The 22,314-nt window shown below is 61.8% G+C and carries 7 protein-coding genes; 5 read left to right on the top strand and 2 right to left on the bottom strand.

The annotated features are described in order from the left end of the window. The first annotated feature begins 71 nt into the window (after positions 1-71). The 5 genes from pvdM to AB4O01_RS00515 all read left to right on the top strand — a co-directional run bounded on the left by pvdM (position 72) and on the right by AB4O01_RS00515 (position 8,004). Entirely contained in the window at positions 72-1,442 is a 1,371-nt protein-coding gene (gene pvdM, locus AB4O01_RS00535; RefSeq protein WP_460090312.1) for a pyoverdine-tailoring dipeptidase-like protein PvdM, read from the top strand. Then, positions 1,439-2,725 carry a pyoverdine-tailoring periplasmic protein PvdN gene (gene pvdN, locus AB4O01_RS00530; RefSeq protein WP_460090311.1) on the top strand — a complete coding sequence of 429 codons (1,287 nt, stop codon included), beginning with the start codon at positions 1,439-1,441 and terminating at the stop codon, positions 2,723-2,725. Before pvdM ends, pvdN begins: the two co-directional genes overlap by 4 nt. A 37-nt stretch (positions 2,726-2,762) precedes the next feature. Beyond that, positions 2,763-3,650, top strand: coding sequence for a dihydropyoverdine dehydrogenase (gene pvdO, locus AB4O01_RS00525; RefSeq protein WP_460090310.1), 888 nt, complete (start codon positions 2,763-2,765; stop codon positions 3,648-3,650). Positions 3,651-3,759: 109 nt separating this feature from the next. Next, positions 3,760-5,409, top strand: coding sequence for a cyclic peptide export ABC transporter (locus AB4O01_RS00520; RefSeq protein ID WP_093431948.1), 1,650 nt, complete (start codon positions 3,760-3,762; stop codon positions 5,407-5,409). Positions 5,410-5,523: 114 nt separating this feature from the next. Beyond that, a complete protein-coding gene (locus AB4O01_RS00515) occupies positions 5,524-8,004 on the top strand; it encodes a TonB-dependent siderophore receptor (RefSeq protein ID WP_460090309.1) in 2,481 nt (826 codons plus the stop codon). Between the two features lie 944 nt (positions 8,005-8,948). On the opposite strand, the gene AB4O01_RS00510 is transcribed toward AB4O01_RS00515, so the two are convergent. Together AB4O01_RS00510 and AB4O01_RS00505 are read right to left on the bottom strand one after the other, a co-directional pair. Then, the gene (locus tag AB4O01_RS00510) at positions 8,949-9,905 is read right to left on the bottom strand and encodes an alpha/beta hydrolase (RefSeq protein WP_460090308.1); all 957 of its coding nucleotides are present in this window, start codon (positions 9,903-9,905) and stop codon (positions 8,949-8,951) included. Between the two features lie 75 nt (positions 9,906-9,980). Further along, positions 9,981-22,301, bottom strand: a complete 12,321-nt coding sequence (locus tag AB4O01_RS00505; protein ID WP_460090307.1) for a non-ribosomal peptide synthase/polyketide synthase — start codon at positions 22,299-22,301, stop codon at positions 9,981-9,983. Positions 22,302-22,314 lie beyond the last annotated feature (13 nt).

Below are 22,314 nucleotides of genomic sequence, written 5' to 3'. Positions count from 1 at the left end.
GCCACTCGTTCCTCCCAGATAGCAAAGGCCCCTGCGCCTGCACCTCGACGGCGAACCTGAATGAGATGGCAATGACAAAACCGCGTTCGAAAAAGGCTCTATTTATCGGCCTGCCGCTGGCCTTGGCGATCAGCGCCGGCGCAGGGTTTCTGGCTTGGGATTACTGGTTTCGGGACAACCCTGGCTACCCGGTAAAAGTGATGAAACAGGCGACCGAGTTGCAGGATCGCATTCTCTCCTTCGACAGCCACATCACCGTACCGCTGAGTTTCGGCGCCCACGGCAATGAAGCCGACAAGGACGGCTCCGGCCAGTTCGACCTGATCAAGGCCAATCGCGGGCGCTTGTCGGGCGCTGCGCTGACGGTGTTCGGCTGGCCGGAAATGTGGAACGGCCCGAACGCTCCGCATCGCCCCACCGAAGGTTTTGTCGAAGAAGCCCGCAACCAACAGGAAGTCCGTTACAAGATCATCACCGGCATGGTCCGCGACTTCCCCAATCAGGTCGGCATCGCCTACACCCCGGATGATTTCCGCCGCCTGCATGGCGAAGGCAAGTTTGCGATTTTCATCAGCATGCTCAACGCTTACCCGCTGGGCAACGACCTGAGCAAACTGGACCTGTGGGCCGGACGCGGCATGCGCATGTTCGGCTTCAGCTACATCGGCAACAACAGCTGGGCGGACTCCTCGCGGCCGCTGCCGTTCTTCAATGACTCACCGGACACCCTCGACGGTCTCTCCGATATCGGCAAGCAAGCAGTGCAGCGTTTGAACGATCTGGGCGTGATCATCGACGTTTCGCAGATGTCGACCAAAGGCCTGGAACAGGTTGCACAGCTGAGCCGCACACCGCTGGTGGCCTCGCACTCGGCGCCGCGTGCGGCGGTGGATATTCCGCGCAACCTCAGCGACAAGGAATTGCAGCTGATCAAGAACAGCGGCGGCGTGGTTCAGGTGGTCGGCTTCTCGCAGTACCTCAAACCGCTGACTCAGGGCACGCAGGACAAACTCAATGCCCTGCGCGCACGCTTCGATCTGCCGCCACTGCCAAACCTGGCCATGGCGCTGATGCCGGGCGACCCGATCATCACGGCCTGGTCGGAACAGAAACTCGGCCAGTACGCCAGCGGCCTCTACGGCATCCTTGAAGAAGAGCCGAAAGCCACCCTCAAGGATCTCGGCGACGCCATCGATTACACCGTGCGCAAAATCGGTATCGACCATGTTGGCATCTCGTCCGACTTCAACGACGGCGGCGGCATCAAGGGTTGGGAAAACGTTGGCGAAATCCGCAACGTCACCGCCGAATTGATACAGCGCGGCTACTCCGAAGCGGACATCGCCAAGCTGTGGGGCGGCAACTTCATGCGCGTCTGGGATCAGGTGCAGAAATCCGCGAAACCGGCACTGATTTCCCGTCAGGACACTGCCAAGCCATGACAGACCGCCGGACTTTTCTGAAACAGGCTGGCGTGGTCGCGGCCGCCCTGCCGCTTGGCGCCAGCCTGACAGCACCGGCCATGGCGACGACCGCCCCCGTGGCCTCCGCGAACAAATGGACGCAATTGCGCCAGTTGTTCGATCAGGATCCACAGGCGATCCACTTCGCCAATTTCCTGATTACCTCTCACCCCAAACCCGTGCGCGAGGCCATCGAACGCCATCGCGCCGCGCTTGACCTGAACCCGGGGCTGGCCATGGACTGGGATTTGGGGAGCGACGAACAATTGCAGGAAAACGTGCGGGTCTGGGCCGGCCAATACCTGCAAGCCAAGCCCGGCCAGATCGCGCTCACCGGTAGCACCACCGAAGGTCTGGCGATGATTTATGGCAGCGTGCAAGTGCGCGCGGATCAGGAAATCCTCACCACCGAGCACGAGCACTATTCCACCCGCAACATTCTCGATTTCCGCAGCCGCCGCGATGGCACGCAGGTGCGTAAACTCAGGCTGTTCGACAACCCGCAAAGCATTTCCCTGGATCAGGTGCTCGACACCATCAACCGCAACATTCGCCCTGAGACCCGCGTCCTCGGCATGACCTGGGTGCATTCGGGCAGCGGTGTGAAATTGCCGATCAGCGCTATCTCGCGGCTGGTCGATGAACACAACCGTCAACGCGACGACAAGGATCGGCTGATTTACGTGGTCGACGGCGTGCACGGTTTCGGTGTCGACGACCTGAGTTTCCCGCAGATGAACTGCGACTTCTTTATCGCCGGCACCCACAAGTGGATGTTCGGCCCGCGCGGCACCGGCATCGTGTGCAGCCGCAGCGAAGAGCTGAAATACGTCAGCCCGAGCGTGCCGACGTTCTCCGAAGCCACCTCTTTCGCCACGATCATGACCCCGGGCGGTTACCACGCTTTCGAGCATCGCTGGGCGGTGGACGAAGCGTTCAAGTTGCACCTGCAACTGGGCAAGGCCGAGGTTCAGGCGCGCATTCATCAGCTCAACGGCTACCTGAAGCAGCGCCTGCGCGAACACGCGAACATCGAACTGGTGACCCCGCTCGATCCGCAGTTTTCCGCCGGTTTCACGTTCTTCCGGGTCAAGGGTCAGGACAGTGATGAAGTCGCCGCCTACCTGATGCAAAACCGGGTGATCTGCGATGCGGTCAGCCGTGATGTCGGCCCGGTGATTCGCACCGCGCCCGGCCTGCTCAACAACGAAGCCGAAGTGGACCGCTTCATGGCCATCCTCGGCAAAAAATTGCGCGCCTGAACCTTCGCCTCCCGTTTTCCTTTCACAGAGACGACTCATGAAAAAGCCTCACGCCTGTTTCACCTTCAAGGCCTTGCCCGCGCTGGCCCTGACCGCGCTGTGCGCCGGCCTGCTGCCCGGTGCAGCTCAAGCGGCGACAGCGCCGGCGCCGGGCAAAGTGTTCAAGGACTGCAAGGACTGCCCGGAAATGGTCGTGCTGCCGACCGGCACCTTCACCATGGGCACCCCGGACGACGAAGTCGGCCGCGAACCGGACGAAGGCCCGCGCCACGCAGTGACCTTCAGCAAACCCTTCGCCATCAGCCGCTTCCAGGTGCTGGTCGGCGAGTGGGACGCGTACGTGCGCGAAACCGGCAACAAGCCTTACGACTTCGATGATCGCCCGGGTCGCCGCTGCACCGCCGGCAAACCGCAATTCAAACAGACCGCCCGCGACCCGGCCGTGTGCATGAACGTCGCCGAAGCCCAGGGCTACATCGATTGGTTATCGAAAAAGACCGGCCACGCGTATCGCCTGCAAAGCGAATCGATCCGCGAGTACGCCGCACGCGGCGGCAGCACCGGGCCCTTCCCTTTCCCGTTCGATGAAGGCAACAACTACCAGATCTCCAGACACGCCAACACCTACGGCGCCGCCGACGGCTACAACTTCACCTCCCCTGCCGGGACGTTCCCGGCCAATGCCTTCGGCGTTTACGACGTTCACGGCAACGTCTACGAATGGACCGCCGACTGTTATCACAAGGACTACTCCGGCGTACCCAACGACGGTCGCCCATGGACCCAGGAAAACTGCGAGCGTCAGGTCATGCGTGGCAACGATTGGGGCGAGGCGCCGGTGTTCTCGCGCTCCGGCAACCGCAACAGCAGCTGGCCGACCAGCAAAGGCGACTGGCTCGGGTTTCGCGTAGTGCGCGACCTCTGATCCTGCCCGCCACGACCGCAGCCCCGCCTGCGGTCGTTTAAAGAAAGTCCGTGACCATTCGTTTTCCTTAAGTACCGGCACTCCCTCCGCACCGAAGCAGGAATCCTCCATGACCAAGCCTACGCGTGGGGCGATCAACGAATTGTTCGCCTTGCTCAAGCCCTTCCGCCTGATCGTCTCTGTGTCCATCGTGCTCGGCATGATCGGCGGCCTGAGCGTCACCGTGCTGCTGGCGACCATCAACAATGCCCTGCACTCCGACGACGGCCTGACCCGCACCGTGGTAATGATCTTCGCTGGCCTCTGTGCGTTGGCCTTGTTGACGACGATTTTGTCCGACATCGGCACCAACTACGTCGGCCAGCACATCATCGCCAAATTGCGCAAAGAGCTGGGGGAGAAGGTCCTGTCGGCGCCGATCGACCAGATCGAACGCTACCGCAGCCATCGGTTGATCCCGGTGCTGACCCACGACGTCGACACCATCAGCGACTTCGCCTTCGCCTTCGCCCCGCTGGCAATTTCCATGACCGTCACCCTCGGCTGCCTCGGCTATCTGGCCATGCTGTCCTGGCCGATGTTCCTGATGATGCTGGTGGCCATTGCCATCGGCACGACCATTCAAGCGATTGCCCGGGCCAAGGGCATGCGCGGTTTCTACGCTGCACGCGATTCCGAAGATGAACTGCAAAAGCACTACAACGCGATTGCCGAGGGCGCCAAGGAACTGCGCATTCACCGTCCGCGTCGCCAGCGCATGTTTGTCGCCGGTATTCAGAAAACCGCCGAGAAGATCTGCGACACCCAGATCAAATCCATCAACACTTTTGTGATCGCCAAGTCCTTCGGTTCGATGCTGTTCTTCGTGGTCATCGGCATGGCGCTGGCCCTGCAATCTTTCTGGCCCAGCGGCGACAAAGCGGTGATGAGCGGCTTCGTCCTGGTGCTGCTATACATGAAGGGGCCGCTGGAGCATCTGGTCAGCACGTTGCCGATCATCAGCCGTGCGCAGATTGCCTTCCGCCGCATCGCCGAACTGAGCGAGCAATTTTCCTCGCCCGAACCGCATCTGTTGCTGGAAGACCAAGGCAAGAAACCCGGTGCGGTCAACAGCCTGGAACTGCACAACGTGCGTTACGCCTTCCCGCCCGTGGAAGGCAGCGAACCGTTCCGTCTGGGGCCGGTCAACCTGCGCATCGAACAGGGCGACATCGTCTTTATCGTTGGTGAAAACGGCTGCGGCAAAACCACACTGATCAAACTGCTGCTGGGCTTGTACGCGCCAACCGAAGGCGAAATCCGCGTCAACGATCAGCCGATCACCGCGCTCAACCGCGATGACTACCGGCAGAATTTCACCACGATTTTTGCCGACTACTACCTGTTCGACGATCTGATTCAGGGCGACCGCGAAGTCCCGCAGGACGCGACCCGCTACCTCGAACGCCTGGAAATTGCGCACAAGGTCAGCGTGCGCGACGGCGCGTTCAGCACCACCGATTTGTCCACCGGCCAGCGCAAGCGCCTGGCCCTGGTCAATGCCTGGCTCGAAGAGCGGCCGGTGCTGGTGTTCGATGAATGGGCGGCCGATCAGGACCCGACGTTCCGGCGAATTTTCTACACCGAGTTGCTGCCTGACCTCAAACGTCTGGGCAAGACCATCATCGTCATTTCCCACGATGACCGTTACTTCGACGTCGCCGATCAACTGGTGCGCATGGAGGCCGGCAAGGTCAAGAGCGAACTGCAAACCGCTTGATCGACGAGGCCGCGGTCTGGCCGGAAAAATAATTTTCCGGTTTGCCGCGGCTTCCTCGTCTTAATGAGATGAATAAGAACCATTAACAACTATACCTGCCAAGGTCTTAACCTCATGTCCGCATCCCGTTTCATGCTTCGCCCTCTGACTCGAGCCCTGCTGATGCACGGCGCGACACGCACTCGACTGGCCGGCACCGGCCTTGGTCTGGCACTGACACTCACGGCAGCACCGTATGTCCAAGCCCAGGAATGGACCCTGAACATCCCGTCGCAGCCACTGGCGCAGGCGCTGCAAACCCTTGGCCAGCAGACCAGTCTGCAAATCATCTACAGCCCGGAAAGCCTGCAAGGTCTGCGCTCCAGCGCGCTCAACGGCCGCTACCAGGATGATGAGTCGCTCAAGGCGATGCTCAACGGTACCGGCATTCGCTACCAGCGTGACGGCAACACCGTGACCGTGCTCGGCCCGGCCACCGGTAGCGCGATGGAACTGGCCCCGACCAACGTCAACGCCAGCCGCCTGGGCGCCACCACTGAGGGCAGCAACTCCTACACCACCGGTGGCGTGACCATTGGCAAGGGCGTGCACTCGCTGAAGGACACCCCGCAGTCGGTCACGGTGATGACCCGCAAGATGCTCGATGACCAGAACCTCAACACCATCGAACAGGTGATGGAGAAGACCCCGGGCATCACCGTGTATGACTCGCCCATGGGCGGCAAGTATTTCTACTCCCGCGGTTTCCGTATGACTGGCCAGTACCAGTACGACGGCGTGCCGCTGGATATCGGCAGCAGCTACGTGCAAGCCGACAGCTTCAACAGCGACATGGCCATTTATGACCGCGTGGAAGTTCTGCGTGGCGCAGCCGGCATGATGAAAGGCGCAGGCGGCACCGCCGGTGGCGTCAACTTCGTGCGCAAACGCGGCCAGGACACTGCGCACACGCAGCTCTCATTGTCGGCAGGCACCTGGGACAACTATCGTGGCCAGGTCGATACCGGCGGCCCGCTCAACGATTCCGGCACCATCCGTGGTCGCGCCGTGGTCACCGAACAGACCCGTCAATATTTCTATGACGTGGCCAGCCGCAAGGACCAGATCTACTACGGCGCCCTGGACTTCGACCTCAGCCCCGACACCACCCTGGGGCTGGGTTTCGCCTGGGAAGACGTCGACGCCACGCCATGCTGGGGCGGTCTGCCGCGTTACGCCGACGGCTCCGACCTGCACCTCAAGCGCTCCACCTGCCTGAACACCGCGTGGAACAACCAGCGCAGCAAACGCGCCACCTACTTCGCCGACCTGAAACACCAGTTCAACGACGACTGGTCGCTGAAAGTCGCCGGGGTGTATTCGCGCAACACCCAGGACATGGAATATGCCTTCCCGAGCGGCGCCGTGCCGGTCGGTGCCACCGCCACCAATACCCTGATGCTGGGCAGTATTTACGACTACGACCAGCGCGACTACGGCTTCGATGCCTATGTCGACGGCAAATTCGACGCCTTCGGCCAGCAACATGAACTGACCATCGGCGCCAACGCCAGCCGCTCGCACAAGGATGACTTCTACGCCGTCGCCGCCCTGCCCCAACGGCAGAACGTGCTCGACCCCAACCACCACATCCCGCAACCGGACGAAAGCTACTACCTGGCCAACGCTTCCCGTGGCGGCCCGGTAGACATGCACATCAAGCAATACGGCGCCTACTCGATCGCCCGCCTGAAACTGGCTGATCCGCTGACCCTGGTACTGGGCAGCCGTGTCAGTTGGTACAAGTCCGACACCGACTCGGTGCAGTACTTCCGTGGCGAAGGCACCCAGGTCGACACCAAGTCCACCGAAACCGGCCAGGTCACGCCGTTCGCCGGTGTGCTGTTCGACCTCAACGACAACCTGACCGCCTACGCCAGCTACACCGACATCTTCACCCCGCAAGGCGCTTACAAGACCATCGATGGCAGCACCCTCAAGCCATTGGTTGGCCAGAGCTACGAGCTGGGGATCAAGGGTGAGTGGTTCGACGGTCGTCTGAACAGCACCTTCAACCTGTTCCGTACCCTTCAGAAAGATGCCGCCCAGGATGACCCGCGTTGCGAAGACAGTTCTTGCTCGATCAACTCCGGCAAGGTTCGCGCGCAGGGCTTCGAAGCTGAAGTCAGTGGTGAGGTGATTGATCGGCTGCAATTGCTCGCCGGTTACACCTACACCCAGACCAAGGTGCTGGAAGATGCCGACGCCACGCAGGATGGCGTGGTCTACAACTCCTACGTGCCGCGCCATTTGCTGCGTGTCTGGGGTGACTACAGCCTGAGCGGGCCGCTGGATCGCGTGACGATCGGTGCGGGTGTCAACGCGCAGACGGGCAACTACCGGACTTCGCCTTTGGGCGGTGACAACATTGATGGCGCCGGTTATGCGGTCTGGAACGGTCGCATTGGCTACCGTATCGATGACACCTGGTCGGTGGCGCTTAACGGGAATAACCTGTTTGACAAGCGTTACTACTCGACCATTGGTACCGAAGGGTTCGGTAATTTCTATGGTGATCCGCGTAACTTCGTGATGTCGGTCAAGGCTGACTTCTGATTGGGTGTGTTGTGAGAGAGCCCCGCTTTGGTGGGGCTTTTTTTCGCCTGTTGGTCTTGGCGGCCTTCGGGCCGACCATGCTCTTTGGGTTTTGGGGGCATATCCGTTGCTGCGGGTGTTGCCGATGGCGGTTTCGCTCTTACAGCGAGTCACCTTTTCCAAACGCCGAAAAGGTAACCTAAAAGGCTTTGCCCCGGCGTACGGCACTTCGCTGAGGCTCAGTGTTCCCTCGCTACGGTGTCCATCCGGGGGCATCGCCTACGGTTGGCTTCGCTACACCTCCTCTCGATGTATGCGGCTACGCCGCACGGCGCTGCGCGCCTAACCCCCGGATGAACACCTCCGCTCGGCCTGCCGATGGGGCAAAAGATCAAAAGCCAAAGCCAAAGCAAGATCACAAGCCAGATCAAGAGCCCCTCACCCTAACCCTCTCCCGGAGGGAGAGGGGACTGAGCGAGGTGTTTGGGAGAGGTACGCCGACGTGCAATACCGCGTTGAACACAAATTTTGAAAAGCTCACCATCGGCTCCCTCTCCCTCGGGAGAGGGCTGGGGTGAGGGGCGAATCCAACACAAAACCACAGCCGACCGCGCTGTGCTCTTCACCACTCAACAGGATGAGCGTTAGCTCGGCTGCAGCTCTTGATCTGTAGGGCGACATCGGAAGGCTGAGTGGAGGGATTGATCCGGGCGTGGGAGCGCAGCGACCGTTTGGCGCAGCCAAACACAGCGAGAGGAGGTGCAGCGAAGCAAACCGTAGGCGCTGCGCCCGGATCGATCCCGCAGCGAAGGAACCCCGAGCCCCAGCGAGCGGGCCGCACGTAGGAGCAAGCGTTTTTGGTTACTTTTTAGGCGTTTGTAAAAAGTGACCCGCCGTAAGGGCGGAACCCCAAGCAGCCATTACCGCAGCAACGGATATTCACCCAAAAACCACCCCCCAAAAAATCAAACCAACACCCGCGCCAACGCCCGGCTCAGGCGTTCATGCACCCGCAAAACATCAGGCATCACCGAAGCCATCCGCAGCAGATCATGCGTCAGCCCAGGACAATGCTCAACCTCGACACTCACCCCCTGCCCCCGCAACTTATCAGCGTAAGCCTGCCCCTCATCAAGCAACGGATCAAAACCCGCCAACAACATAATCGCCGGCGCCACCCCCTGCAGATCCTCCGCCAACAACGGCGAAAAACGCCAATCCAGATAATCTTCCGGACTGCGAGCGTAATGCTGATAAAACCAGTCAAGCGTATCGCTCTCCAACAAATACCCCTCGCTGAACAACAACCGCGAATCGTGCACGCGCGCAGCATCGGTCACCGGATAGCACAACAACTGTGCCTTCGGCGCGATGGCCACAGTATGCGGTTGCACCACCGCCTGAATCGCCAGCACCGTGGCCAACGTCGCGCCGGCACTATCGCCACCAAACGCCACGCGCGAGGTATCAAGCCCAAGACTCACGGCGTTTTCCGCTAACCACGACAAGGCGTCTTCGCCATCCTCCAGTGCCGTTGGAAAACGATGCTCCGGGGCCAGTCGATAGCCGACCGACAACACCGCACACGGCGTGCGCTGGCAAAACTCGCGGCACACACCGTCGTGAGAGTCGAGGCTGCCGACAACAAAACCACCACCATGGAAATACACCAGCACCGGCATCGGCGAAACCGCAGCATTGGGTCGATACAGACGCAGTGCCAGCGGCGCACCATCACGTGCCGACGTGTCGATTTCGCTGACCAACAGGTCTTCAGGCGCCGGCCAGCGCAGTTGCGCCGTGGTCTGTTCGAAAGTCGCGCGGGCTTCGCTCGGGGTCATTTGGTGCATGGCCGGCAGGCCGGCGTCCTGGCTGTCTTGGGCCAGATCGAGGAAGGCTTCCAGATCAGGGTGTAACGACATCGCTAAAATCCTTGTATCGGCAAAAAAAGGGGCGCGCCGCGGCAGCGCCGCCGAAGATGACTGAACGCGTGGCTATCAGCCCGCGCGTGCCATGCAATGCTCGACCAACGCTTCCAGCTCACGCTGGTAATCGCTCATCAAGGCATCCATGGTGCCGGCGCGATAACGCTGGCTGCTGTAGATGCAACGCAAGGCCAACTGACCGTCATAGACCTGGCCGACAATTTCCAGCCAGTTGCCCAAATTGGCTTTGAGGCTGTAGTTGTCACCGGTTTCTTCCAGCGCCGGCACCAGCAAGGCCTGCTCGTCGAAGCTCTGGTCGAATTGCCCCAGGTAGTTGAACGTGACCCGCGCTTGCGGCAGCTCGGCCAGTTGCCTCGACACCTCAGCGCCTGCCAGATGCCGCAACACGCCATAGCCGATGCCTTTCTGCGGCACCGCTGCCAACTGTGCCTGCACATTGATGATCGACTGGCCGATGTCGTCGCTGTCCGGGCGCAAACGCACCGGGAACATGCTGGTAAACCAGCCCAGGCTGCGGCTCAGGTCGATGGCCTCGAACAGGTCTTCACGACCATGGCCTTCGAGCAGGATCAACGCCGACGGTTGTTGACTCCAGCGGCACAGGGCACGGCTGAGCGCCGACAACAGCAGGTCGTTGATCTGCGTGCCATACACCGCCGGGGCCTGTTTGAGCAGTTGTTCAGTATGCTCGCGGGACAGTTTGAGCCGCGCCTGCGCCTGCTGACGCACGAGGTTTTTGCCGCGCAGGTTGTCGCAAGGCAGGTCGACGCCCGGCTGATCCAGTTGCTCCAACCAGTACCCCAGTTCCTGCTCGGCAATCACCGGCGCCTGCGCCTGCAAGGCCTCGGCGAATGATCGATAACTGCTGGTGCGAATCGGCAGTTTCGGCTCGAGCCCCTGCACGCACGCCTCGTACGCCACTTTCAAATCATCGAGCAGAATTCGCCACGACACGGTGTCGACCACCAAGTGGTGAATCACCACCAGCAGGCGCGCCTGGCCATCCGGCAAGGCGACGTGCATCACTCGCCAGACCGGCCCGTCATCGAGTTTCAAGCTGCGCTGGGCAAGGTTGGCCAAGGCTTCGACCTGCTCGCTGTTGTCCGCCTCGCGGCGCCAGAGCAACGTCTCGCCCTGTTCACTGAGGTCGCAGTAACGCTGCATCCAGCGCCCGCCTTCGTGGGAGAAACGCAGGCGCAACGAGTCGTGATGTTGCTCGATCCAGCCCAGTGCCTGCTCGAGCGCATCGAGGTCCAGCGGCTGGCGCGCGCTCAACAGCAATGACTGGTTGTAGTGATGCGCCTCGGCCATGCCTTCAGCAAAGAACCACTCCTGAATCGGCAAGAGATTGAACAAGCCCTCGGTGGCCACGTGCGTGATGTCCGTCTGCGGTTGTGCCGTGCCTTCCTTCGCCGCTTCCTGCTCGACGATGCCGGCGATGGTCTGATAACGCATCAGGTCGCGCAGCTTGAGATCCATCTGCAACGTCGGGTGGTTTCTGACGCGGGAGATCACTTGCAAACTCAGAATCGAATCGCCGCCCAGTTCGAAGAAGTTGTCGCTGATGCCCACTTGTTCGACCTGCAGCACCTGCGCCCAGATGTCCGCGAGCAGGCTTTCCTGCTCGTTGCGCGGGGCGACGTATTCTTCGGTTTTGAATTCCGGTTCCGGCAGCGCCTTGCGATCGAGCTTGCCGTTAGGCGTTACCGGGAAAGCGTTCAGGCAGACGATCTGCGCCGGCACCATGTATTCCGGCAACGCGGTGCGCAGGCCCGCCTTGAGTTCATCGCCGATGTCCTCGCCGCTTGCGGTGACCACATAACCGATCAGTTGCTTGCCCGAGGCATTGTCGCGGGCGATCACCAGTGCATCGGTGACCGACGGCAACTGGCGCAGACTGGCCTCGACTTCACCCAGTTCGATGCGGAAGCCGCGCACCTTGACCTGATGGTCGATACGGCCGACGTAATCGACCACACCGTCGGCGCGTAAACGCACCAGATCGCCGCTGCGATACAGGCGCTCGCCCGCCGCGAACGGGTTGGGCACGAAGCGCTCGCAGGTCAGGTCCGGACGGCCGTGATAACCCCGGGCGACGCCATAGCCGCCGATGTACAGCTCACCGGCAAAGCCTGGCGGCAGCGGGTTCAGGTCTTCGTCCAGCACGTACAGCGAGCGCGCGCCCACGGCACGGCCGATCGGCGCGTACGCCGCTTCGCAATGCTGGCTGGCCGGGACTTTCCAGAGCATCGGCGTGACCACGGTTTCGGTCGGGCCGTAGCCGTTGGTGAAGTACTGCGGACGCAGCGCAGCCTTGACCTGCTCGAAGGTCTGATCCGGCACCGCGTCACCGCCGAAGCAATAGATGCGCACGGGTGGCGGCGCAATGCCGCTGGCCGCCGCGTACTCGGCCAGTTGCTTGAGATAGGCCGGCGGGAAGCAGGCAATGGTGATGCCGTAGTCGTGCAGCGCCTGATAGGTCTGCTCCGGCGTCCACAGGCAACCGTCGCGAATCACCAGACGACCGCCGCTGTACAAGGTGCTCAACCAGCGCTCATGGGCCCCGTCGAAGGCGAACGACATGAAGTGCAGCTCGCAACTGCTGGCGTCCATTTCGTACAGCTCGGCGATGGCCTGACAGTGCATGCTCAGCGGGCCTTGGGTCACCGCGACGCCTTTCGGTCGCCCGGTGGAACCCGAGGTGTAAACCAGATAGGCCAAGCCCTGTTCCTGCACGCGACAGTCGGGGGCGTGGTCGGCATAACGGCTTTCATCGAGGTGATCGATTTCCAGACGCAGCAGGCCTTGCCGCGCCGGCAACGTGCTGCGCAGACTGCTCTGGGTCAGCAACAGCGCCATGCCGGAATCTTCGATCATGTAGGCCAGACGCTCCGGCGGATAATCGATGTCCAGCGGCACGTACGCCGCCCCGCTCTTGAGCACGGCGAGGAAGCTCACGACCATTTCCAGCGAACGCGGCAAGGCTACGCCGATCACCACTTCCGGCCCGGCGCCGTGTTCGATCAGGCAGTGTGCCAGTCGGTTGGCGCGTTGCTCGAGTTCGGCGTAGGTCAGGTTCATTCCGGCGCATTGCAGGGCGATGGCCTGCGGCTGCTGTTGCGCGTGACGGCTGATCAGTTCCGGCAACAGCGCGGCTTGATGGGTGTGCGTCGGCTCGGCACTCCAGGCTTGCGCCGCTTGCCATTGCTCGCCGCTCAGGCGCTGCAAATTACCGAGGCGCTCGTATGGCGCCGCCAGCATCGCGGCGAGGGTGTTTTCCATGGTCTGGCGAATACCGACAACCGCCTCGGCGCTGAAGTGGCTGCGCAGGTACAGGTATTCGATCGACAACTCGTCGCCGAGCATCACCGCGAGGTCCATCGGCACGTTGGTCACGCCATGGCCGATGGATTTGCCGAAGGTCAGATCGGTGTCGTTGTCTTCCTGCAAGCGATCGTCGATCGGGAAGTTTTCGAACACCACGATGCTGTCGAACAACGCCTGCCCACCGAGGCTGGACCAGCGCTGTACATCCGCCAGCGGCGCCTGGGAATAATCACGGATGTCGAGGTTGTAGGCCTGCACTTCGCCCAGCCAGTCAGCCAGACGCTGATCGGCTTGCGGCGTCTGAATGATCGGCAAGGTGTTGATAAACAGACCGAGCATGTTGCCGACATTCGCCAGGCTTTCCGGACGCCCCGACACCGTGGCGCCAAAGGTCACCGTCTGCTGCCCGGTGTAACGTTGCAACAGCAGCAACCATGCACCCTGAATCAAGGTGTTGGAGGTGATGCGTAGGTCGCGGCAGAACTGCAACAGCCGCGCGGTCTGCGCTTTATCCCAGTTCGAATAGATCGCATCGTGACCGGCGACATCGGCGCTGTGGCGCGGGTGCATCGCCTGGCTCAGTGCCGTCGGCTCGTTGACCGCCGCCAGTCGCGCCTTCCAGAACAGCTCCTGGGCGTCCTGATCCTGCGCCTGCAACCAGGCAATAAAGTCGCGGTAACGACCGTTCTCGCCGATGATTTCGCCCTTGGCGTAATACTGCAGCACCTCGCCGAACAGCCGCGAACTGCTCCAGCCGTCCATGAGGATGTGGTGGCTGGTCCAGATCATCTGGTACTGATCGTCGCTCAGGCGCAGCAGGGTCACCCGCAACAAACGCGCATCGGCCAGATTGAAACCGAGCGCACGGTCAGCGCTGGCGAACTCGGCAATCAGTTCTTCACTGGTTTCGCGCTCACGCCAATCGAGCACCTGCATTTGCAACGGCGCATGGCGATGCACCACCTGCAACGGTTTCGCCAGGCCGTCCTGCCAATGGAAACTGGTGCGCAGAATCGCCTGACGGGCGATGACGAATTCCCACGCCTGGCGGAAGCGCTCCACGTCCAGGCCCTTGATCGGCAGGCTGACCTGTTGCACGTAAAGGCTGCTGCCGTTATCCGACAGCGTGTGGAAGAGCATGCCTTCCTGCATCGGCGACAGCGGGTAGACATCCTCGATCTGGTCGGCCGGCACCGGCAACGCATCGAGCTGCGCCTGATCGAGTTGCGCCAGCGGATAATCCAACGGCGCCTCGTCGGTCGACGACTCGAGCGCAACCACAGCGGCGAGTTTCTGCACGGTCTGCTGCTGGAACAGGTCTTTGGGGGTGAAGCGAATCCCCTGCTGGCGCGCACGGCTGACCAGTTGGATCGAGATGATCGAATCGCCGCCCAGCGCAAAGTAGTTGTCGGTCACGCCGACCCGTTCGATCTTCAGAATGTCCTGCCAGACCTCGGCCAGTTGCTGCTCCAACGGCGTTGATGGCGCCACGTATTCGCGCTGCGACTGGCTGAGGTCCGCTGCCGGCAAGGCTTTGCGGTCAAGTTTGCCGTTCGGTGTCAGCGGCAACTGTTCGAGGAACAGCCACTGCGCCGGCACCATGTACTCCGGCAGATGCGCCTTCAGCGCGGCCTGCAGCGTTTCACTCAAATCGTCCAATTGTTCGAGGCTGAGGCTGCTGTCACTCGGCACCACATACGCCACCAGTTGCTGACCGCTGTGGCCATCCACCGCCAGCACCACGCCTTCGCGCACGCTGTCCTGAGCGAGCAGACGCGCTTCGATTTCACCCAGTTCGATGCGGAAACCGCGCACCTTGACCTGATGATCGATGCGGCCGACGTATTCGATCCGGCCGTCATCGCTGAAGCGGGTCAGGTCGCCGGTACGGTACATGCGTTCGCCGCTGCTTGAGAATGGATTGGGCAGGAAACGTTCGGCGGTCAGGCCCGGGCGGAACAGGTAGCCACGGGTGATGCCGTCGCCGGCCAAATACAGCTCAGCCGCCACGCCCAGCGGCGCTTGCTGTAATTGACCGTCGAGCATATACGCCGTGGTGTTGACCAGCGGCCGGCCGATGTTCGCCTGACCACCCAGTTCGCGGCGGGTGCAGGTCGAATAGGTGGTGTCTTCCGACGGCCCGTACAGGTCGTAGACATGCGCCACCGCCGTTTCGCGGTAGAGCGTGTCGACCAGGCTCTGCTTCAGCGGCTCACCGGCGAGGTTGATGATGCGCACGCCCGGCGGAATTTGCCCGGTGCGTTGCAGCGCGGCAATCGCCGACGGCACGGTGTTGATCAGGCGCACCTGATCGCGCTCCGGCAAGTCCGGCAGTTCCAGGGCATTGCGCGCCATAACGATCGAGCCGCCGCGTGCGAGGGTGACGAAGATCTCCCACACCGACAGGTCGAAGCACACCGACGTCGACGCCAGCACCCCTTGCAGATCGTCTTCGCTGTAGACCTCGGCGGACCAGTGAATCAGCGCCTGCACGTTGCGATGGGCAATGGCCACGCCTTTCGGCTTGCCGGTAGAGCCGGAGGTGTAGATCACGTAGGCCAGATTGGCTGAATCACCCCGCGCAGGAAGATTGTCCGCAGGCTGCTCGGCAAATGCTGCACCACCCGCCTCGACCAGCACCACCTGCGCATCGGTCTGCGGCAGTTGCGCCAGCAGCGACTGCTGCGTCAGCAATACTTTCGCCTGACTGTCGTCGAGCATGTAGGCCACGCGATCCGCCGGGTAATCCGGGTCCAGCGGCACATAGGTGCCACCGGCCTTGAGCACCGCCATCAGGGCAATGACCAGCTCCGCCGAACGCGGCATCGCCACGCCTACACGGATTTCCGCGCCGACACCCAGTGCGACAAGATGATGAGCCAACTGGTTGGCGCGTTGATTGAGCTCGGCATAGCTCAGGGCGACGCCCGCATGACTCAGGGCCAGTGCCTGCGGATGCGCCGCGACGCGACGTTCAAAACTTTGCGGGATCAACCGCTCAGCCGGATACGCGGCCTGATGGTCGTTCCATTGCGCCAGGGTCTGGCGTTCGGCGAGTGGCAACAGGCCGATCTCACCGAGCAGACGCTGCGGCGCCTCAATGAACTGACGCAGCACTTCTTCCAGATGCCCCGCCAGACCTAGCACGCTGCGTTCGGCAAAGTGTTCGGTGAGGTAGTTGAAATCCAGGTTCAAGACATCGCTGGCCCCGGCGATCAGGGTCAGACCGTAGTTGGTTTGCTCGCGGTGCTCCAGGCCAGCGAAACGCAGACCGCCCGGGTTGGCCTCCAGCGCTTCGGACACCGGATAGTTCTCAAACACCAGCAAGGTGTCGAACAGCGCTTCGCCGCTCAGCTGGGCCAGACGCTGGATGTCCTGCAACGGCGTCTGCTCGTAGTCACGCAGCAACAGGTTTTTGTCCTGCACGCTGCGCACCCAGTCGCCGACGCTGAGCGTGGCCTGCGGGCTGGCGATCACCGGCAAGGTGTTGATGAACAGGCCCAATTGCTGCTCGATGCCCGGCAGATCCACCGGACGTCCGGACACGGTCGCACCAAAGGCCACCGTGGCCTGGCCGGTGTAGCGCTGCAACAGCAGCAACCACGCGGCTTGCACCAAACTATTGAGGGTCACTTGCTGCTGACGGGAGAAACCGTTCAGGCGCTGAGTGAAGGCTTGGTCGAAATGCAGGCGATGCATCTGTTTGCCCGGCCCCGGCACGGTACGCCCATGACACGCCGAAGCCAGTCGGGTCGGTTCGTCCAGTGCGGCCAGTTGTCCGCGCCAGAATGCCTCTGCGCCCGCCTTGTCCTGACCTTGCAGCCAGACGAGGAAGTCGCGATAACGGCCCTGCGCGCTTGGTACCGGCTGACCGGCGTAATCCTGCAACACCTCGCCGAACATCCGCGAGTTGCTCCAGCCATCCATGAGGATGTGGTGGCAGGTAAAAATCAAACGATGGCGGTCATCGCCGGTGCGCAGCAGGCACAGACGCAGCAGCGGCGGATTCTGCAGATCAAAACCGCGTTCGCGATCAGCCTGCGCCCGCGCTTCGAGCACGGCCGGCAGATCCACCATACCGCGCACATCGACTTCGGGCATTTCCAGGGTCAACTGGCGATTGATCACTTGCAGCGGTGCATCGAGGCCATCGCGGCCCCAGATAAAACCGGCACGCAGCACTTCATGGCGATCCACCACGCGCTGCCAGGCCTGCTGGAAACGCGCCACGTCGAGGCCGTCGATATCCAGCAGCATCTGATAGACATAGGCGCTGGCATCGGCGTCGTACAGGCTGTGAAACAGGATGCCTTGCTGCATCGGCGCCAGTGGATAGATGTCCTCGATGCGCTGGGCGGCGATCGGCAAGCTGTCCAGATGCGCCTGGGACAACCCGGCCAACGGCACGTCGGATGGTGTCAAACCGCCGCTCGGATGGCTCAGGCAATGGTCGATCAACTCGCCCAGCGCCACTTCGTAGGCGCGGGCCAACGCGTTGATGGTGCTCTCTTCGAAGACATCACCGCTGTAGGTCCAGGTCAGGCTCAACTGCCCCTGATAAACCCGGCCATCGATGGTCAGCCAGTTGGCCATCGGCGCGTTTTCGTCCTGACCGGCGCCCTTGTCTTCAGTGGCCGGCACCCACAGGGCGTGTTCATCGAAGTTGTTGTCGAACTGGCCGAGGTAGTTGAACGTCACCTTCGGTTGCGCCAGTTCGTTCAAGACCCCTTGCGACTCGGCGCTGCCCAGATGACGCAGCAAGCCATAACCAATGCCTTTGTTCGGGATCGCGCGCAGTTGCTCCTTGATGCCTTTGATCGAGGTTTCCAGACTCGCGTCCGGGGTCAGGCGCACCGGGAACATGCTGGTGAACCAACCCACCGTGCGGCTGAGGTCGACGTCATCGAACAGGTCTTCGCGACCGTGACCTTCAAGCTGCACCAGGGCGCTGTCGGTGTTCGTCCATTGGCACAGCACGCGGGCCAGCGCGGTCAGCAGCAGGTCGTTGACCTGGGTGCGATAAACCGCCGGTGCCTGTTGCAGCAACTGACGGGTACGTTCGGCGTCGAGACGCGTATCGACGCTGCGCTCGAAACGGTTGCTCAACTGGCCCTGCGGGTTGTCCAGCGGCAGCTCGACGGACACCTCGCGCAGTTGCCCGCGCCAGTAATCCAGTTCACTTTCCAGTTCAGCGCTACGGGCATGCGCCTGCAGACGCTCGCCCCAATCCTTGAACGCGCTGGTCTTGGCCGGCAGACGCACAGCCTGACCGCTACTCAATTGTTGATAAGCGCTTTGCAAATCTTCCAGCAGAATGCGCCACGACACGCCATCGACCACCAGGTGGTGAATCACCAGCAGCAGACGCTGACTGGCGTCCGGCAAATCGACCAACACTGCACGAATCAGCGGGCCATCGAGCAGATCGAGGCTGCGTTGCAAGTCCAGGCACAGCGCTGGCAATGCTGCGCTGTCGTCCAGGGTGACCGTGCGCAACAAGGTTTGCGCCTGATCCGCCGGCGCGTGGCTCTGCTGCCAGCCATCGTTGGTTTGCCGGTAACGCAGGCGCAAGGCGTCGTGGTGGCGCTGCAACTGCAGCAGCGCCTGCTCCAGCGGCGCCGCGCGCAGTGCGTTGGCCGGGGTCAGCAGGATCGACTGGTTCCAGTGATGCCGCGCCGGAATGTCGCTGTTGAAAAAGTAGTGCTGGATCGGTGTCAGCAGCGCGTCGCCGAGTACTTCGCCCTGCTGCATCTGCACCGCGTCACTCTGTTGCGCGACGGTCGCCAGACGCTGCACGGTCTGGTGCTGAAAGATGTCTTTGGGGCTGAAGCGAATGCCGGCCTGACGCGCGCGGCTGACCACTTGAATCGAAATGATCGAGTCGCCGCCCAGCTCGAAGAAGTTGTCGTTTAGGCCGACACGCTCGACCTTCAACACGTCCTGCCAGATCTCGGCCAGACGCTGCTCCAGTTGGTTGCGCGGCGCCGCATAGACTTCCTGCACCTGCGCAACTTCCGGGTGCGGCAGTTGCTTGCGATCGAGTTTGCCGTTGGCGGTCAGCGGCAGACGCTCAAGGAACGCCCAACTGACCGGAACCATGTAATCCGGCAGGGTTTCGCGCAAATGCGCCTTGATCGAATCGCGCAGTGCGCCCTGCCCTGCGCCGTCCAGTTCTTCGTTCGCGACAATCCACGTCGCCAGTTGCTGGCCGCTGATACCGTCGACCGCCAGCACCACGGCTTCGCGCACATCGGCATGCTTGAGCAGTTGCGCTTCGATTTCACCCAACTCGATACGGAAGCCGCGAATCTTCACCTGATGGTCGATACGGCCGATGTACTCAATCACCCCGTCGCCGCGCAGCCGCGCCAGGTCGCCGGTGCGATACAGACGCTCGCCGGCCTGCGGATTGAATGGGTCTGGCACAAAACGTGTTGCGGTCATGCCGGCCTGATTCAGATAACCCCGCGCCAGACCGGCACCGGCGATGTACAACTCACCGATGCAACCTTGTGGCACCAGGTTCAGCGAGCCATCGAGCAAGTACCACGACAGGTCGACAATCGGCTCGCCAATCGGGCTGCTGTGGCTTTGTTCAAGATCGGCCATCGACAACGGCCGGTAGGTCACGTGCACCGTGGTTTCAGTGATGCCGTACATGTTGATCAGCGTCGGCGCACGGTCGCCGAAGCGTTCGAACCACGGGCGCAGGCTCTGCACTTCCAGCGCCTCGCCGCCGAACACCACGTAGCGTAGAGAGTTATTGCGCGTCGACTCGCTGGCGACCTGCATCAATGGCTTGAACGCCGACGGCGTCTGGTTCAGCACGGTGACGTTTTCATCGCACAGCAGCGTGTAGAAATCTTCCGGAGAACGGCTGATGTCATGGGGCACCACCACCAGTTTGCCGCCATACAACAGCGCGCCGAAAATCTCCCAGACCGAGAAGTCGAAAGCGTAGGAATGGAACAGCGTCCAGCTGTCCTGCGGGCCGAAATCGAACCAGTGTTCGGTGGCGCTGAACAACCGCATGACGTTGCCGTGCGGCAGCAATGCGCCTTTCGGTTTACCGGTGGAACCGGAGGTGTAGATGACGTACGCCAGGCTGTCCGGCGTGGTCAGGCACAGCGGGTTGGTTTCGTTACCGGGCTCTGGCGCCTGATCCAGATCGAGGCACGCCAGCCCCGACGGTACCGGCAGTTGCGCAAGCAGATGGCCTTGGGTCAGCAGCAGCTCGATGCCGCTGTCTTCGATCATGTAGCTCAAGCGATCATCCGGGTAGCCCGGATCCAGCGGCACATAAGCGCCACCGGCCTTGAGCACGGCAAGGATGGCGACAATCATGTCCAGCGAACGCTCGACCGCCACGCCAACGCGCACGTCCGGGCCGACGCCACGGGCGATCAACACATGCGCCCACTGATTGGCGCGGCGATTGAATTCGGCGTACGTCAGGCGTTGCCCGTCGTACGTCACGGCGATCGCGTCGGGATAACGCTCGGCCTGCGCTTCAATGGCTTGGTGAATGCACTGCTCGAGCGGTTGCTTGATCCGCTCGGGATTCCACTGCGCCAGCAATTGTTGCTGCTGGCCGGCATCGAGCATCGGCAACTGGCCAATGCGCTGGGTCGGCGCGGCGACGATGGCCTGCAACAGCGCATTCCAGTGTTGTGCCAGACGCTCAATGGTCGCGGCGTCGAACAGATCGGTGGCGTACTTCAGCACGGCTTCGATGCCATGCGCCTGTTCGGTGGTGTTGAGGGTCAGGTCGAACTGCGCGGTCTGGCTCTGCCATTCCAGCGGTTCGATGCTCAGGCCATTCAAACGGGTTTCGACACTCGCACGGCGCTCGGCCTGATGGTTGAACATCACCTGGAACAGCGGGCTGTGACTGAGGCTGCGGCCCGGCTCCAGTGCTTCGACCAGTTGCTCGAACGGCAAGTCCTGATGGGCCTGCGCTTCTTGTGCGGTCTGTTTGACTTGGCGCAGCAGATCGACAAAGGACATCTGCCCATCGATGTCGGCCTTGAGCACCTGAGTGTTGACGAAGAAGCCGATCAGCCGCTCGATCTCTACCCGGCCACGGTTGGCATTTGGCACGCCGACGCGGATGTCGGCCTGACCGCTGTAGCGATGCAACAAGGCCTGAAACGAGGCCAGCAAGACCACGAACAGGGTGACGTTTTCTTGCCGGGCGAAGGCTTTGAGCGCGTTGCTCAGCGCCGGGTCGAGAATCAGGTTATGGCTGGCGCCAGCGAAGCTTTGCTCGATGGTGCGCGGGCGATCCATCGGCAGTTCCAGCACCGGTTGTTCGCCACCGAGTTTCTCTTGCCAGTAGGCCAGTTGCCGCTCCTGCTCACCGGCCTCCATCCACTGCCGCTGCCACAAGGCGTAGTCGGCGTATTGAATCGGTAAGGCCGGCAGACCGGCGTCGTGATCGAGGTTGAAACCGGCGTAGAGCTGCACCAGTTCCTCGATCATCACTTGCAGCGACCAGCCATCGGAGACGATGTGGTGCAGGGTCAGCACCAGCACATGGTCATTGGGGCTGACTTGCAGCAGCGCTGCGCGCAAGAGCGGGCCGTGCTGCAGGTCAAAAGTTTTCTGGCTCTGGGTCTGTACGAACGCCTGGATCGAGGCATCCGCGTCGTTGGCCAGCTCAGCGCTCAGTTGATGGATCTCAAGTGCAAAGGGCCCTGCGGGCAGGACCACTTGCAAAGGTTGCGCGGTTTCCTGGGAGAACACCGTGCGCAAGGTTTCGTGTCGTTCGATCAGCGCCTGAACGCTGCGCTCCAGCGCGCTGACATCCAGCGGACCCTGCAAACGCAGGGCCGTCGGAATGTTGTAGGCCGCACTGTGCGGCGCCCACTGCCAGAGAAACCACTGGCGCTGCTGAGCGTAGGACAGCAGCAACGGCTCTTCAGCCGTGCGCTTGAAAACCGGGGCAATGTCAAAGAGGTTGACGCCTTTCTGCTTGAGCAGAACCGCCAGAGCCTTTCTTTGCTTAGCCGAAAGTTGTCCTACCGACTCGATTAACTCTTGCACGCGTTTTTCCCTC

The organism is Pseudomonas sp. S2_E02, from assembly GCF_054668355.1.
Note: the sequence above shows the minus strand (reverse complement) of the source record. Positions and strands in the feature narration are given on the sequence as shown.